This is a genomic window from Shinella yambaruensis (assembly GCF_050859155.1).
In the GTDB taxonomy this organism is placed as follows: Bacteria; Pseudomonadota; Alphaproteobacteria; order Rhizobiales; family Rhizobiaceae; genus Shinella; species Shinella yambaruensis.
Genome location: NZ_CP150639.1, coordinates 128176 through 144210 on the forward strand (window position 1 = coordinate 128176; position 16035 = coordinate 144210).

Below are 16035 nucleotides of genomic sequence, written 5' to 3' on the forward strand. Positions count from 1 at the left end.
TCGTGCTGGCGATCCATGACGAACGGCAGGCGCTGCACCGGCCGCTGACGCGCATTGCGGGTGGCGTGCTGAAGCCCAATCTCGAGGTTCCCGAGCGCATAGCGCTGCTGCGCGAGGGGTTGGCGCTGGCCGGTATCGATGTCGTCGCGCCCGCCGGCGACGATGAGGGCCTGATCCGTGCGTTGCATGATGCCGGCTACCTCGATTTCCTCGAGAACGGCTTTGCCGCCTGGCGCGCAATCCCGGGCAATGGCCCGGAGCTGCGGTCCAGCATCCATCCGAACACCTACATGAACCGGCGTCCCGACGATCTTCTCGGCCGCGCCGGCTTCTACCAGGCCGATGCGGGCTGCGTTCTGGTGGAAGGAACCTGGCAGGCCGCCCGGGCGAGCGCGCTGACGGCGCTCGATGCCGCGGCGCGCGTGCTTGAAGGCGAAGGCATGGTCTACGCCCTGTGCCGGCCGCCCGGCCACCATGCCTATCGCGACAAGGCCGGCGGCTTCTGCTACCTCAACAATTCCGCCCTTGCCGCCGAACGGGCGGTCCTGGCGGGGCGGCGCGTCGCGATCCTCGACATCGATGTGCACCACGGCAACGGGACGCAGACGATGTTCTACGATCGCGGTGACGTGCTGACGCTGTCCGTGCATGGCGATCCTGCATATCTCTATCCCTACTATGCCGGTTATGCCGACGAGGCCGGGACCGGCGCGGGGGCGGGAAGGAACCGCAATTTCCCCCTTCCGCTCGGCAGCGACGGCGCGGCGTACCGGGCGGCGGTGCGGGCGGCCTGTGACGAAGTCCGACGGTTCGGCGCCGACTTCCTGGTCCTTGCCCTCGGCCTCGATGCGTCCGTGAACGATCCTTTCGCCTGCATGACGGTGAACGACGAGGACTTCGCCCGCATCGCCGAGGACATCTCGGATCTGCGGATCCCGACCGTCATCGTTCAGGAAGGGGGTTATGTCTCGCCATTCCTCGCCGGAACGCTGGCCGCCTTCCTTTCCGGAATCTCCCGATAGAGCACCCGCTTTCGGCAAGGCCGGGCTGCCGGTCCGCGCCATTCGTCTGCCGCTTGTTACGATCCTCCGATGGGCGCCGGCTTCAATCGAGCCGGCAAGTCATCTTTTTTGAGCGTCCCGCTGCAAGATCGGAAATGTCGCGACGTCCTTGGCTGTGAGGGGATGCGGGCCCTGCCGGTGGCGGCGGGCGCGACGCTCCCACGTATTTGCAGCGTAGAGGGGTTCCATGGGCAGGATCGTGGGTCCTCAACGTGAATGCCAGCAATCTTCTCGGCAAGGAATTCGTCTCGAACTGCGCGGGCGAGGTTTGCTACTACGGGCCGGATCACTCCATCACGGCGACTGTGACGTATCGCTGGTGAGGAAGGAAAGTGGGCTCTTCGCGACGCGTGGTCGCGGAGGGACGCCTGAATTCCGTCCGCTCGAAGGCAGGCGCCGGTGGCTCTCGCGGGCCGCGGCGGCGCCTCGCGTCGTTGCGGCGCTTGCGATCGGCCTCTCTTTCAGCCACATGATCATTTTCAAGATCGGTGACGAGCAGGTCCGCCTTTGGAGCGCAAGTGAGTGCGATGAAACCCCTTCGGGCGAAACACGGTTCTTCAAGGCAGCCCACGGGTCGCATGACGCGGGAGGCCTGGATCGAGGCGGGCATCGCCGCGCTTGTCGAAGAGGGCATCGCCAATGTGAAGATCCAGGTCATGGCCAAGGCGCTCGCGGTGTCGCGCTCCAGTTTCTACTGGTTCTTTGCCGACCTTCAGGACCTGCACCGCGAGCTGCTCGACCATTGGCTTTGCAAGAATACGAGCCCGATCATCGAGCGCGCCCTTCGTCCTGCGCCGACCGTGACGAAGGCCGTATGCCACATCTTCGAATGCTGGGTGGATCCGGCCCTGTTCGATCCGCGTCTCGATGCGGCGGTGCGGTCCTGGGGACAGGTGGACGCTGCCGTGCGCGGCGTTGTCGACCAGGCGGATGACCAGCGCGTCGATGCGATCACGCGCATGTTCCTGCGCTACGACTATCCGGAGGCGGAGGCCTTCATCCGCGCGCGGATTCTCTACTTCACGCAGATCGGCCACTTCACGCTCGGCATGCGCGACGACCGGGAAATGCGGCTGCGCCTCCTGCGCCCCTATCTCCTCGGCTTCACCGGCCGTCACGCCACCGACGACGAGGTCGAGGCATTCGAGACATTGATGCGGCGTGTTCAGCCGGATGGCTGAATAATGGGCATATCTGTACGTTTTGGAATTCCTGAAATTTAAGGGGTAACCTCGCAAGTTCTCCAATATTCAGTATGTTTCAATGCAATCTTCTGGACATTCATGTACAGAGGGAATACGGATGGTCCCGATCGGGCGCAACGCGCCTGTTCGGCGGGTTCCTCCATTCATGGGCGGCGCATGAAGCAGCATTCAGCTTTGCCATTTCACCGCGGCGCGGGCACGCGCAGGAGGACGGCGCGATGACGCGGCACTATTCCGCCTTCTCCCTTCTCAAGGAGGGCCTCAGGGGCCAGAAGGGCTGGCAGCCCGCCTGGCGCTCGCCCGAGCCGAAGCCGCGCTACGACATCCTCGTCATCGGCGGCGGCGGTCATGGCCTGGCGACGGCCTACTACCTTGCCAAGGTGCACGATATCCGCAACATCGCGGTTATTGAGAAGGGCTGGCTCGGGGGCGGCAATACCGGGCGCAACACGACCGTCGTGCGTTCCAACTACTTCTTCCCCGAGAGCACGGCGCTCTACGATCTGGCGCTCCGCCTCTACGAGACGCTCGGCCGGGACCTCAACTACAACATCATGCTCTCCCAGCGCGGCATCGTCACGCTCGCCCACAGCGAGGCCGAGATGGAAATGGCGGCGCGGACCGTCAACGCCATGCAGATCAACGGCACGGATGCCGAACTCTTCGGCCCCGAGGATGTTCGCCGCGTCCTGCCGCTCCTCGATGTCTCGCCGGAGGCGCGGTATCCGGTGTTCGGCGGCGTCTGGCAGGGAAGGGCCGGCACGGCACGACACGATGCGGTGGCCTGGGGCTATGCCCGCGCCGCCGACCGGCTGGGCGTCGATATCATCCAGTCCTACGAGGTGGAGGACTTCCTGGTCGAGGGCGGACGCTGCCGCGGCGTGAAGACCAGCCGTGGCGAGATCCGCGCCGAGCGGACGGGCATGGTCGTCGCCGGCCATTCCTCCCATCTCGCTGCCAAGGCCGGCTTCCGCCTGCCGATCACCTCCTACGCCCTGCAGGCCTGCGTTTCCGAGCCGATCAAGCCGGTGCTCGATACCGTCGTGCTGTCGCCTGGCACGAGCACCTATGCCAGCCAGTCGGACAAGGGCGAGCTCGTCATCGGCGGTGCGCTCGACCGCGTTCCCTCCTATGGCCAGCGCGGCAACCTGCCGGTGCTGGAAGGCGTCGTCGCCGGCCTTCTCGAAATGTTCCCGTCCTTCCGCCAGCTTCGGCTGATGCGGCAATGGGCCGGCATCGTCGACGTGACACCGGACTCCTCGCCGATCCTCGGGGAAAGCCCGCTGCCGGGCCTTTTCCTCAACTGCGGCTGGGGAACGGGCGGCTTCAAGGCCATTCCCGCCGGCGGCACGCTGCTCGCCCATCTGCTGGCGACCGGCAAGCACCACGATATCAGCCGCCCCTTCGATCTCGACCGTTTTGCGCGCGGGCGGTTGATCGACGAGGCAGCCGGCTCCGGCATCGCCCACTAGGAGGTCTCCATGCAGCTTTTCCCATGCCCCTTCTGCGGTCCGAGAAGCGAGAGCGAGTTCCATTTCGCGGGTGAAGCCGGCAACCATCGCCCGGAAGGATTTCGCGATGTGACGGACGGCGTATGGGCCGCTTATCTCTACGAGCGCAACAACCGGTGCGGGGCGGCAAGCGAAATCTGGATGCACATGGCCTGCGGCGAGGTCTTCCGCATGGAGCGCGACACCGTGAACCACCGCGTGGCGCAGTCCGTCACGCTCGGGGAAGGAGGCGGCAATGACGGCATGGCGCACTGAAGGCGGCACGGCCATCGACCGGTCACGTCCCCTTGCCTTCACCTTCGACGGCAAGGCGATCGACGGCTTTGCCGGCGACACAGTCGCCTCGGCACTGCTTGCCGGCGGCGTTTCCGTACTTGCCCGCAGCTTCAAGTATCACCGGCCGCGGGGCCTCTGGGGCGCGGGCGTCGAGGAGCCGAACGCGCTGGTCGACATTGCCGGCGGCCTGCCGAACACGCGCGCCACGCAGGTGCCTGCAGCCGACGGCCTTGTCGTGCGCAGCGTCAATGCCGAGCCGAACGCGGAGAAGGATCGCCATGCCTTCCTTGACGCCTTTTCGCGTTTCATCCCGGCCGCCTTCTACTACAAGACCTTCATGTTCCCGGACTGGCATCTCTTCGAGCCGCGGATCCGGCAGATGGCCGGCCTCGGAACATTGGATGAAGCGACGAAAGGACCTGCCTTCGCGGAGCAGGTGAACCAGCATTGCGACGTGCTGGTGGTCGGCGCAGGGCCTTCCGGCCTGCTTGCCGCGCGCAAGGCGGCCCGCGCCGGCAAACGTGTCGTGCTCTGCGACGATGGCCGGCAGGTCGGCGGCAGCCTGCTTTTCCGGGCGGCGGCCATCGAGGGAAAACCCGGTGCCGAATGGGCGGCGGACGTCGCCGCGGAGCTGGAACGGGCCGGCGTGCGTGTCCTGACCGGGACCACGGCTTTCGGCATCTACGACCACCATCTCGTCGGCCTCCACCAGAAAGCCGCGGACGGCGCGCCGGACCGGTTGTGGCGCATCCGTGCCGGGTCGATCGTCCTTGCCGCCGGTGCCATCGAACGGCCACTGCCCTTCGGCAACAACGACCTGCCGGGCGTCATGTCCGCCGAGGCCGCGTTGGTCTACCTTCGCCGCTTCGGCGTTGCCGCGGGCCGCAAGGTCGTCATCGCAGCGAACAACGGGCTTGCCTATGAGACGGCGGAAGCCTTGGCGGCGGCCGGTGCGGATGTCACCGTCGTCGACTATCGCGCCGATGCCGCATCGCCCTCCGGGCTGCGCGTGCTGAAGGGCCTAGCCGTCGTGACCGCGGTCGGCCGCAGCGCCGTGACCGCCGTCAAGCTTTCCGACGGCACGGTGCTGGAAGCAGACGCGCTGCTCGCCTCCGGCGGCTTCACGCCGACGGTGCATCTCTATTGCCAGGCGCAGGGCAAGCTCGACTGGCGCGACGATATCCTCGCCTTTGTTCCCGGCCGGGCGGTCGACGGCGTGGAGGTGGTCGGCGCTGCCGCGGGCAATTTCGGCCTTCCGGCCGAGCTTGCGGGAGGGTCGGAGCGGGACTTCCGCATCGTTGCAGCCTGGCCGAAGCCCGGTGCAAGGGAGCGGGTCTGGATCGACCTCCAGAACGATGTCACGGCCAAGGACGTGGAACTGGCCGTGCGGGAGAACTTTGTCTCCGTCGAACACCTCAAGCGCTACACCACGCTCGGCATGGCGACCGATCAGGGCAAGACCTCGAACGTCAACGGACTTGCGCTGATGGCGGAGCTCACCGGGCGCCGCATTCCCGAGGTCGGCACGACGACCTATCGCCCGCCCTTCACGCCGGTGCCGCTCGCCTCTTTCGCCGGTGCCCGCTCCGGCACGCGCATGAACCCGCTCCGCCGCCTGCCGCTGGAAGCACAGCACCGGGCCGATGGCGCGGTGTTCCGCGAATATGGCGGCTGGTTGCGCCCGGCCTTCTATGGCGCCGGTGCACCGGAGGAGCGCATCCAGGCGGAAGCGCGGGCCGCGCGCGAGGGCGTTGCGCTCTTCGACGGTTCCCCGCTCGGCAAGATCGAGGTGATGGGTCCGGATGCCGCGCCGTTCCTCGATTTCATCTATTACAACACCATGTCGACGCTGGCGCCCGGCCGTTGCCGCTACGGCTTCATCCTCACGGAGGCGGGCAACATCTACGATGACGGCGTGCTGATGCGGCTCGATGAGAACCGCTTCGTCGTCTCGTGCTCGTCTTCGCATGTGGCGGGCGTGCACGGACTTCTGGAGGAATGGCGGCAGGACCGTTTCGACAAGCGGCGCGTCTTCATCCACAATGTGACGGCCGAGATGGCAACGCTGACCGTCACAGGCCCGAGGGCGCGGGCGCTTGTCGAAAGCGCTGGCCTTTCCATCGCGCTCGACGATGCGGCATTGCCGCATATGGCCGTGGTGTCCGGCCTGTTCGACGGCATTGCGGTGCGGATCGCCCGTGTCAGCTTCACCGGCGATCGCTCCTACGAAATCTCCGTATCGGCCGACCAGGCCCGGGCGCTCTGGGCACGGCTGCGGCAGGCGGGCGAGGCGTGCGGCGCAACGCTGCTCGGCCTTGAGGCCCTGATGATCCTTCGCGCGGAAAAAGGTTATATTGTCATCGGCAAGGATACGGACGGCACGAGCCGCCCGATGGATTTCGGCCTGACCGCGCCGCTGGAGCGCAAGAAGGTCGCGTTCATCGGCCGTCGCTCGCTGATCACGGAGGATGCGGCCGCGCCGGACCGCCGCCAGTTCGTCGGGCTCGAAGCGGTTGACGGCAAGGGCGTGCTGCCGACGGGGGCGCACGGCATCGAGCGCAAGGCCGGTGCCACGCGCAGCCTCGGCTATGTCACGTCCAGCTATTTCAGCCCGGCGCTGCGAAAGCCGATCGCGCTCGGACTGATTGAACGTGGCCTTTCCCGCATGGGCGACATCATCGAGCTGCAGCACCTCAGAGACGTGAGGCAAGCGCGCATCGTCCCGTCCTGTGCTTTCGACGAGGAAGGAGCGCGTCTCCATGCATGATGTCGCGCGCAAATGGCGGCCCGAGCCGGATTGGGCGAACGCCCGCCTGAAGGGCCGGACCATCGAGGTCGGGGCGATCATCGGGGTGACTCAGCGCCTCGTCAGCGGCGATGCCGGGCGCTTCCTCGCCCGCTACGGCCTCGGCGAGGATGTCGGCGCGCTTGGGCTTGCCCTCGGCGCGCGCTATGCGGTGCGTGTTGCCCGCGACCGGCTGCTCGTCATCGGGCTTTCATCCGCCGATCTGCCCGACGGATGGCATGAGGAGGGCTATGCGGTCTCGAGCGTCGATTCCGCCTTGCGTGTCTTCGAGGCGAAGGGAGAGGGCATCCGCGATCTCCTCGCCCGGGCGACGACGATCGATCCGGACAATCCGGGACCCTGTGCTGCGATGCCGTTCGGCGGGGTGACGGGGACGGTGTACCGGCACGCCGACGCCGAAACGCTGCGCATCCATGTCGACAGGGGGCTTGCCGCCTACCTCTGGGAGTGGTTCGAATGCCAGCCACTCTTTCTGCAAGCATAAAACTTCATTTCTGGAAGGAGCGACCCGCGCTGGTGCGGGCACAAAAGGGAGTTGAGACAATGCGAAAAATCCTGATCCTCGGCACGGCGCTCGGCCTGCTCATGGGCACCGCCGCGCAGGCGGAAGACCTGACCTTCGCCGTCGCCGGTCCGCTGACCGGTCCGCTCGCCACGATCGGCGACCAGTTCAAGCAGGGCGCGCAGGCGGCGGCCGATGCCATCAACGCCAAGGGCGGCGTGATGGGACGCCAGATCAAGCTGCAGTTCGAGGACGACCAGTGCGATCCGAAGCAGGCCGTCTCCGTCGCCAACCGCATTGCCGCAAGCGGAATCCGGTTCGTCGATGGCCATGCCTGCTCCGGCTCGAGCATACCGGCCTCGGCGGTCTATGCCGAAAACGGCACGCTGATGATGAGCCCGGCCTCGTCGAACCCGGTCATGACGGACGATGCCGCCGCCAAGGGCTGGACGAACATCATGCGCCTCTACACGCGCGACGACGCACAGGGGGCCTTCATCGGCCCTTGGATCGCCAAGGAATATGCCGGCAAGAATGTCGCGGTGCTGCATGACAAGACGGCCTACGGCCAGGGCGTCGCCGACGCGGTGCGCACGACGATGAACGCAAACGGCCTCAACGAGGTGCTTTCCGAAGGCATCAATGCCGGCGAGAAGGACTATAACGCGCTCGTGACGAAGTTGAAGGATGCCAAGGTGGATGTCGTCTATTTCGGCGGCTATCACCCGGAGGCGGGCCTCATCCTGCGCCAGGCCGCCGAGCAGGACTACAAGTTCCAGCTGATCATGCCCGATTCCATCGCCTCGCCGGAATTCTGGCAGGTCGCCGGTCCCGCCGGCGAAGGCACGATGTTCGTCTTCCCGTCCGATCCGCAGGCCAAGCCCGAGGCGAAGGAGGCCGTCGAGAAGATCCAGGCCGGCGGCTTCAAGCCGGAAGGCTTCACGCTCTTCTCCTATGCCGTGATCCAGGCCTTCGCGCAGGGCATCGAGCGCGCCGGCTCGGATGATCCGGCCAAGGTTGCCGAAGCACTGAAGAACGGCCAGCCGATCGACACGGTCGTCGGAACCGTTACCTTCGACGAGAAGGGCGACCTGAAGGACGCCAGCTACGACATCAACCGCTGGAGCAACGGCAGCTACGCGCCGATCGCGAAGTAAGAGGCGAAAACGGAAAGCCCGGCCATGTGCTGGGCTTTCCACCTCACGCCATATGGTCCTGCCGGCTCTCTCCAACCGCCCAGGCGGCGGGCTTGCCGCCGAGATCGTGCTGCCCTGAAAAGCACGGCGACGTCGGGCCGCTACGTTTCGATACATTTGCGCGCGTTCCGGAACATGCCGGATACGGGGGGCTCCCGTCAGCAACCCTATGCGGTGCTCGCCGGCGGGGCGGTCGATTCGCGCACGACGAGCGCGTAATCCACCTCGTAGTGCGTGGGAACCTTGTGGCCGTCGAGGCGGGCGAGGATATATTCGCCGGCGCCCTTCCAGGTCAGGTCCGTCGGAACGTGGAGCGTCGTCAAGGCGGGGCGCAGGTGGCGGCTCCATTCGAGGTCGTCGAAGCCGACGACCGAAAGGTCGGCGGGGATCTTCAGGCCCCTGCGCTCCGCTTCCAGCATGACGCCGTAGGCGAGCACGTCATTGCCGCAGGCGATGGCCGTCGGGACGCTCGAGCCCATGAGGATCTGCCGCGCGGCTTCCCGCGCATCGTCCAGCGTGTAGCGCACCTCGACGTGCCACGCCTCCGGCAGGTCCAGCCCGTGTTCGGCAAGGGCACGGCGGAACCCCCTTATTCGCGCGCTGGCGCGGTCGTTGTTGCGCTGGAGCGCGCTGACCACGCCGATGCGGCGGTGGCCGATCTCGATGAGATGCATCATGGCGCGGTGCGCGGCCGCCTCGTTGTCGACGCCGATGCTCGGATGCGGCTGGCTCGGATTGTAGATGCCGACATTGATGAAGGGCACGTCGCGGGCCGCCAGCAGGTCGCGCAGCGCCTGATGGTGACAGTCGCCGCGCAGGATGAGCCCGTCGACGCCGCGGCTGATCAGGTTGCGTGCCTGCTCCAGCTCCACATCGATGTCGTAGCCGTTCGTCGAGAGAATGAGCATGTAGCCGCGTGAGGAGAGGAACTTCTGCAGTGATTCGATCCCGCGGGCGAACATGGCATTGTCGATGGTGGGGATAATGGCGCCGATCGTGCGCGTCCTGTTGCTGGACAAAGCCCGTGCCATGCCGTGCGGCACGTAGCCTGTCTCGTCTATCACCCGCTGGATGCGGGCGCGCAGGTCTTCGCTCACGCTCTGCGGATTGTTGAGGGCGCGCGAGACCGTTGCCGTCGAGACGCCCGAAAGCTTCGCGACCGCCCGGATGCCTGTCTTTTCCTTCTCACTGGTCATGCAGCCGCCTGGATTATGTAACGTTACATTGTTGTGTGACGATCAGCTTGCGAATGTCAAATGGAAATAGCCTTGCAATGCAGCATTATTTTCATGCCAGTCGAGTGTTGACAGCCATGCCCGCAACATAATATGTAACCGGTTACATAGAAATTGCGCTCGGGAGAAGCGCTCGGTCTGCCGCTGGAGAGCGGCCTTGTGGAGGAAGATATGCTGAAAAATCGTTCTATCCCTGCTGTTGTCCTGTCTGTGCTCCTGGCCGGAACGGCGACCTCCGCCTTTGCCTTCGACTGGAAGGCGCATGAAGGTGAAACGGTTTCATTCCTGGCCAACAACAATCCCTGGTCCCAGGCGGTCTTGTCCTACAAGGATGAATTCACCGCGCTGACCGGGATCAACCTGCGGGTCGACTCCTACCAGGAGCAGCAGATGCGCCAGCGCCTCGTCACGGTGCTCAACTCCGGCAGCGACGAGATCGATGTGTTCATGACCCTCGCCTCCCGCGAAGGGCAGCAGTTCGCGGCCTCCGGCTGGTATGCCGACCTTTCGGCCTATACGCAGGGCTCGGTGGCTCCGGAATACGATTTTTCAGGCGTGAGCCCCGCTCTCGTGAAGGCTGCGACATTCGATGGCAAGCTGACCAGCATCCCGCTCAACCTCGAAGGCCCGCTGCTCTACTACCGGACGGATATCTTCGAGAAATGCGGCCTTGCCAAGCCGGCTTCGCTCGACGACGTGCGGGCCGCGGCCGAGAAGATCAAGGCATGCGACGCCAGCGTCACGCCCTTCGCCTCGCGCGGCCTGAAGCCGGCGATCGCCTATACGTTCAGCAACGTCCTGCACAATATGGGCGGCACCTACATCGTCGACGGCAAGTCGGCGCTCTGCGCCCCGGCAGGCCAGAAGGCCATCGCCTGGTACGGCGACCTGATGCGCGAATACGGGCCGCCCGGCGCGGCGAACTACAGCTTCTACCAGATTTCCGCGCTCTATCGCAGCGGCCGCGCGGCGATGGCCTTCGAATCCTCCAACGAATTGCGCACCATCATGGAGGGCGGTGAGCGCCTGAACGATACGGATGTGATTCCGCTGCCGGCCGGCGAGGCGGGAACCGTCCCGACGGCGATCGGCTGGGGCCTTGCGATTTCCAGCCGCAGCGCCAGGAAGGATGCGGCCTGGTACTTCGTACAGTGGGCCTCCAGCCCGGAAATGCAGAAACGCCTGGCGCTTCAGGGCGTCGCCTCGCCGCGCGCCTCCGTCGCCGCCGATGAGGAGTACAAGGCCTGGATCGCCGAGGCGCCCGTGCGGGCGAGCTGGCAGGCGGCGCTCGGCGTGCTGGCGTCCGACGGGTCTTCCGAAGTCGGCTACCCCATCATCGCCAATCCGGAATCGCGGGACTATATCGGCCAGGCCGTGCAGGACGTGCTTCTCGGGCAGCGGTCGGTCGAGGAGGCGTGCGCCGCCGCCGACAGCGCGCTCGACGGCCTGATCGCCCGCAAGTAGCGCATCTGCCGGGTCCTGCTTCGGCGGGACCCGGTATCCGACACAATCGCCCACTGGAAGGACCGGACAATGATTCCAGGCTCGACCAACAGCCAGGGACGGCAGCTTGCCGCGCTCTCCGCACCGGCGGTCCTCTTCACCGTCGCCATGATCGCCTTTCCGGTGGTCTACACGATCTGGCTCGGCTTCCACGCGTTCTCGTCGACGGGGGAGGCGCGCTTTGCAGGCGGCGCCAACTATGCGGCGCTCGTTGCCGACGGCGAGTTCTGGAACGGCCTCTACGTCACCTTCGCGCTCTATGCCCTGTCCATGGTCCTGCAGCTCGTCGCCGGCATCTATCTCGCCATGTTGCTGTTTCATTCCAAGCGCTTGTCCGGCCTCCTGCGTTCGCTCCTGATCTCGCCCTTCATGATGCCGCCCGTGGTGGCCGGCATGATGTGGCTCGTCATTCTCGATCCGTCGCTGGGCGCGGCCAACTACATCCTGGTGTCGCTCGGCCTTCCGGCCTCCGAATGGCTGGCCTCTCCGACCTGGGTGATCCCGACCATCGCCCTGATCGATACCTGGCAATGGGCGCCCTATGTCGCGCTGATCGTTCTCGGCGGGCTGCAGTCCCTGCCGCCCAGCGTCTACGAGGCCGCCCAGATCGACGGCGCCTCTCCGTTCCGCATCTTCCGGCGCATCACCCTGCCGCTGCTGCTGCCGACCATCGTCACGGCCGCCGTGCTGCGGAGCGTCGATCTGCTGCGCTTCTTCGACATCATCTACATCACCACCCAGGGCGGGCCGGGCAATGCCTCGAACACGCTCAACATCTACGGGTTCCGGGTCGGCTTCGAGTTCTTCAACATCGGCTATGCCAGCGCGCTCATGATCACGCTCTCGGCCATCGTGCTGGCCGCCGTGCTCGTGCTCAACCGCCTGCGCAACGCGGTCGCCTGGTAAGGAGACGACGATGAACGACCATTCGAGCCCCCGCTGGGTCCACTGGCTGAACACGCTGCAGCTGACCGTCGCGGGTATCCTTATCCTGGCGCCGACCGTCTGGATGGTGCTTTCCTCCTTCAAGCCGTCCTTCGAGGTGACGGCCTATCCGCCGACGCTGTTCTTCCAGCCGACCTTCGAGAACTACGTCACGCTGTGGCAGACGACGCCGTTCCTGTCCTATGCGGTCAACAGCTTCGTGGTGACCATCGGCTCGACGCTGCTTGGCCTTGCCTTCGGCATCCCGGCCGCCTTCGCCGTCTCCTGGTCGCGCATCACCTGGCCGGCCGTCCTGACGCTTGCCGCGCGGATGGCGCCGGGCACGCTGTTCCTGCTGCCCTGGTACATCATGTTCCGCGAGGTCGGGCTGATCGGCTCCTACACGGCGCTGATCCTCAGCCATGCGGTGATCACCATGCCGATCGTCATCTGGGTGCTGCTTCCCTTCTTCGACAACATTCCGCGCAGCGTCTTCGAGGCGGCGCAGATGGACGGCTGCTCGGTGACCCGCATTCTCTGGCGGATCGCCCTGCCGCTCGTCGGCTCCGGCGTCGCGGTCGCCTCGATCCTCGCCTTCGTCTTCTCGTGGAACTTCTTCCTCTTCTCGCTGATCCTGTCGAATTCCGACACGAAGACGCTGATTGCCGCCGCCTTCAACTTCGTCGGCGAAGGTTCCACCCAGTGGGGCTCGCTGATGGCGGCCGCCACGCTCATCGCGCTGCCGCCGCTCGCGCTCGCGATCCTCGTCCAGCGTTGGCTCGTCGCAGGGCTGACCCTCGGTGCCGTCAAGGGATGATCAGGATGACAGACAGAAAGAATGCCCGCATGCGTGCCTCCGTCTTCCACGGCGACCGCAGGATCACCATCGAAACCCAGGACCTGCCGCCCGTCGGGCAGGGCGAGGTGCTGGTCAAGGTGCTGCGCACCGCGCTTTGCGGCTCGGACTTCAAGCTCTGGTACAAGGGGGCGGAGTTCACCGCCGGCCACGAGATCTTCGGTGTCGTCGAACAGCCGGGCCATCCGCGCCATGGACAGCGCTGCGCGGTCTATATTCCGGTGCATTGCGGCCATTGCGATGCCTGCCGCGCGGGCGACACGCAGATGTGCCTGGAAGTATCGAGCCTGATCGGCTGGAACCGGCCGGGCGGCTATGCGGAATACGTGCCGGTGCCCGAGAACTGCCTCTTGCCGGTGTCCGACGACATCGAGGACGACCTCGCCCCGCTGCTGCTCGACACGATCGGGACGTCCGCCCACGCCGTTCGCTTCGCCATGCCGCTGGTTCCTCCCGAAGGGTCTGTGCCGGTCCTCGTGACCGGTGCAGGCCCGGTCGGGCTCGGCGTGGTGCTGGCGCTATCGAGCCTTGGCTACGAGGATATCCATGTCAGCGATCCGAACGAGGAGCGGCTGGCGATCGCCGTTTCCTTCGGTGCGAAGGCCCATCCCGTCGGCGCGCGCGACAAGCGCTTCAAGCTGATCTTCGAATGCTCCGGCGCGCATGTGGCGCGCAATCTCGGCATAGAGCTGGTCCTGCCGCGCGGGGCCCTGATGCTGGTCGGGGAGAACGCCGCGCCCTGGACCATCGAGGAAGGCAAGATCTTCCGCCGCAAGGACTTCTACATGATCCGCACCTTCTATTTCCCGGTCGGCGACTTCGCGCCGAATGTCGAACTGCTGCGCGCCAACAAGGAGCGCTATCGCCGGCTCGTCGACGCCGCCTTCGGTCTCGACGACCTGCCGGAGAATTTCGCCCGCTTCGCCGAAGGCAAGCTCATCAAGCCCGTCCTCTCGTTTGGGTGACACCATGGCCTCGATCACGATCAGGAACATCGCCAAGAAGTTCGGCGAGCTCACCATCATCCCCGGCCTCGACCTGGAGATCGCCGACGAGGAGTTCGTCGTCTTCGTCGGGCCGTCCGGCTGCGGCAAGTCCACGCTGCTGCGCATCATCGCCGGGCTCGAACCGTGCACCTCGGGCGAGCTCTTCATCGGCGAGACGAAGGTCAACGACGTGCCGGCCTCCAAGCGCGACATCGCCATGGTCTTCCAGGACTACGCGCTCTATCCGCACATGACCGTCTACGACAATATGGCCTTCGCGCTCGAGCTGCGCGGCATGAGCAAGGCGGAGATCGACCAGCGCGTGCGCCGTGCGGCGGGCCTCCTGCATATCGAGCCCTTCCTGGAGCGCAAGCCGAAGGCGCTGTCCGGCGGCCAGCGCCAGCGTGTCGCCATGGGGCGGGCGATCGTCCGCGACCCGAAGGTCTTCCTGTTCGACGAGCCTCTCTCCAACCTCGACGCCAAGCTGCGCGGCCAGGTGCGCACCGAGATCAAGGCGCTGTCGCAGGAGCTGAAGACCACGATGATCTTCGTCACCCACGACCAGGTGGAGGCGATGACGATGGCGGATCGCATCGTGGTCCTGAAAGGCGGCGAGATCCAGCAGTTCGGCCGGCCGGAGGAGGTCTACGAGACGCCTGCGAACCAGTTCGTCGCCGGCTTCATCGGCTCCCCGGCGATGAACTTCTTCCCGATCCGGCGCGCGGGCGAGACCTTCGTCTTCGAAGGCGCGCCGCATCTGGCCGCCCCCGTGCCGGACGCGCTGAAAGCGGCGCTCGGCAGCAGGAGCGAGGCGGTACTCGGCATCCGGCCGGAGCATTTCGTTCCCGTCGGCGGTGAGGAAGGCGCGCTTCCCGTCGTGATCGACCTGGTGGAGCCGCTCGGTTCCGACACGCTGACGCATTTCGACCTTGCCGGGGTGAGGACCGTCGCCCGCGTCGATCCCGAGCTCAGGCCGAAGGTCGGCGACAGGCTGGGCCTCGTCGCGCAGGCCGGCAAGGCGCATCTCTTCGACAGCGTGGACGGAAAGGCCATCCGATGAACCGCCCGCCGATCATGCCGGCAGGGGCCGCCCCGGCGGTTATCTGCCTCGGGCTGTCCGCGCTCGACCGCATCTGGCGGGTGGAGACGCCGTTCACCGGCGGCAGCGAGAAGATCCGCGCGGGCGAGCACCTGACCGAACCGGGCGGCATGGCGGCGAATGCCGCGGTGACCATCGCAAGGCTTGGTGGCCGGGCTTCGTTCTGGGGCAGGGCGGGCGACGACGATGCAGGCCGCCTCATGGCGGAGGCCTTTGCTGCCGAAGGTGTCGATATCGGCCAGTTCCGGCTCTTCGAGGGTGGGGCATCGTCCGTCTCGGGCGTCATCGTCGATGCGCGCGGCGAGCGGCAGATCGTCAATTTTCGCGGCCGCTATCCGGTCGATCCCGCCTGGCTTTCGCTTGCCGGCCTTTCTGCCGATTGCGTGCTGGCGGATCCGCGCTGGCCGGAGGGCGCGGAGGCGCTTTTCACCGCGGCGCGGCGCCGCGGCATCCCGACGGTTCTCGACGGTGACGTCGCCGACGCCGATATCTTCGAACGCCTGCTTCCGTTGACCGACCACGCCGTCTTCTCCGAGCCGGGCCTGCGCGGCTTCGGCGGAGAGGACATGGACGCGGCGCTGGCGCTGGCGGCGGGCTTCGGCTGCCGCATGGTCGCGGTCACCCGCGGTGGCGATGGCCTCGTCTGGCAGGACGCCTCCGGCAGGCACGACATGCCGGCACCGGCCGTCCATGCCGTCGACACCACGGCCGCCGGCGATGTCTTCCACGGTGCCTATGCCTTCGCGATCGGGGCGAACCTCGGCATTGCCGATGCACTCGCCTTCGCCAGCGCGGTCGCTGCCCTGAAATGCACACGGCCCGGCGGCCGTGCCGCCATTCCCTCCCTCGACGATCTGAAGTCATCCTGAAAGGAA

At 66.2% G+C, this 16035-nt stretch carries 14 protein-coding genes; 13 read left to right on the top strand and 1 reads right to left on the bottom strand.

Annotated elements, in window-relative coordinates; translation table 11 throughout:
• Nucleotides 1–2: 2 nt before the first annotated feature.
• The 7 genes from WMC41_RS23015 (at nt 3) to WMC41_RS23045 (ending at nt 8518) form a co-directional block, all read left to right on the top strand.
• On the top strand, nt 3–1022 hold the full coding sequence (locus tag WMC41_RS23015) for a histone deacetylase family protein (RefSeq protein WP_432349016.1): 1020 nt from the start codon (nt 3–5) through the stop codon (nt 1020–1022).
• A 617-nt stretch (nt 1023–1639) separates the two neighbouring features.
• Complete coding sequence (locus WMC41_RS23020) at nt 1640–2242, top strand: TetR/AcrR family transcriptional regulator (RefSeq protein WP_244766272.1); 603 nt, start codon at nt 1640–1642, stop codon at nt 2240–2242.
• Between the two features lie 242 nt (nt 2243–2484).
• Nucleotides 2485–3738 (top strand): sarcosine oxidase subunit beta family protein, encoded by a 1254-nt coding sequence (locus tag WMC41_RS23025; RefSeq protein ID WP_432349018.1) that lies wholly within the window; start codon nt 2485–2487, stop codon nt 3736–3738.
• Nucleotides 3739–3747: 9 nt separating this feature from the next.
• The gene (locus WMC41_RS23030; protein ID WP_272807649.1) at nt 3748–4032 is read left to right on the top strand and encodes a sarcosine oxidase subunit delta; all 285 of its coding nucleotides are present in this window, start codon (nt 3748–3750) and stop codon (nt 4030–4032) included.
• Entirely contained in the window at nt 4013–6820 is a 2808-nt protein-coding gene (locus WMC41_RS23035; RefSeq protein WP_432349020.1) for a 2Fe-2S iron-sulfur cluster-binding protein, read from the top strand. The genes WMC41_RS23030 and WMC41_RS23035 overlap by 20 nt, the downstream gene beginning before the upstream one ends.
• Nucleotides 6813–7343 carry a hypothetical protein gene (locus tag WMC41_RS23040; protein ID WP_432349022.1) on the top strand — a complete coding sequence of 177 codons (531 nt, stop codon included), beginning with the start codon at nt 6813–6815 and terminating at the stop codon, nt 7341–7343. The genes WMC41_RS23035 and WMC41_RS23040 overlap by 8 nt, the downstream gene beginning before the upstream one ends.
• 59 nt (nt 7344–7402) lie before the next feature.
• Complete coding sequence (locus WMC41_RS23045; protein WP_244766277.1) at nt 7403–8518, top strand: ABC transporter substrate-binding protein; 1116 nt, start codon at nt 7403–7405, stop codon at nt 8516–8518.
• A 206-nt stretch (nt 8519–8724) separates the two neighbouring features.
• Here the strand turns inward: WMC41_RS23045 and WMC41_RS23050 are convergent, their stop codons facing one another.
• Nucleotides 8725–9753: a LacI family DNA-binding transcriptional regulator gene (locus tag WMC41_RS23050; RefSeq protein WP_244766278.1), complete on the bottom strand. Its 1029-nt coding sequence runs from the start codon at nt 9751–9753 to the stop codon at nt 8725–8727.
• 210 nt (nt 9754–9963) lie between these two features.
• On the opposite strand from WMC41_RS23050, the gene WMC41_RS23055 reads away from it, so the two are divergent.
• The 6 genes from WMC41_RS23055 to WMC41_RS23080 all read left to right on the top strand — a co-directional run bounded on the left by WMC41_RS23055 (nt 9964) and on the right by WMC41_RS23080 (nt 16029).
• A complete protein-coding gene (locus WMC41_RS23055) occupies nt 9964–11256 on the top strand; it encodes an ABC transporter substrate-binding protein (protein WP_244766279.1) in 1293 nt (430 codons plus the stop codon).
• Nucleotides 11257–11325: 69 nt separating this feature from the next.
• Nucleotides 11326–12201 (top strand): carbohydrate ABC transporter permease, encoded by an 876-nt coding sequence (locus WMC41_RS23060; protein ID WP_432349025.1) that lies wholly within the window; start codon nt 11326–11328, stop codon nt 12199–12201.
• 10 nt (nt 12202–12211) lie between these two features.
• Entirely contained in the window at nt 12212–13036 is an 825-nt protein-coding gene (locus tag WMC41_RS23065; RefSeq protein WP_064333952.1) for a carbohydrate ABC transporter permease, read from the top strand.
• A 5-nt stretch (nt 13037–13041) separates the two neighbouring features.
• A complete protein-coding gene (locus WMC41_RS23070) occupies nt 13042–14040 on the top strand; it encodes an alcohol dehydrogenase catalytic domain-containing protein (RefSeq protein WP_432349027.1) in 999 nt (332 codons plus the stop codon).
• A 4-nt stretch (nt 14041–14044) separates the two neighbouring features.
• Nucleotides 14045–15121 carry an ABC transporter ATP-binding protein gene (locus WMC41_RS23075; RefSeq protein ID WP_432349029.1) on the top strand — a complete coding sequence of 359 codons (1077 nt, stop codon included), beginning with the start codon at nt 14045–14047 and terminating at the stop codon, nt 15119–15121.
• Nucleotides 15118–16029 carry a sugar kinase gene (locus tag WMC41_RS23080; protein ID WP_432349031.1) on the top strand — a complete coding sequence of 304 codons (912 nt, stop codon included), beginning with the start codon at nt 15118–15120 and terminating at the stop codon, nt 16027–16029. The genes WMC41_RS23075 and WMC41_RS23080 overlap by 4 nt, the downstream gene beginning before the upstream one ends.
• Nucleotides 16030–16035: the final 6 nt, after the last annotated feature.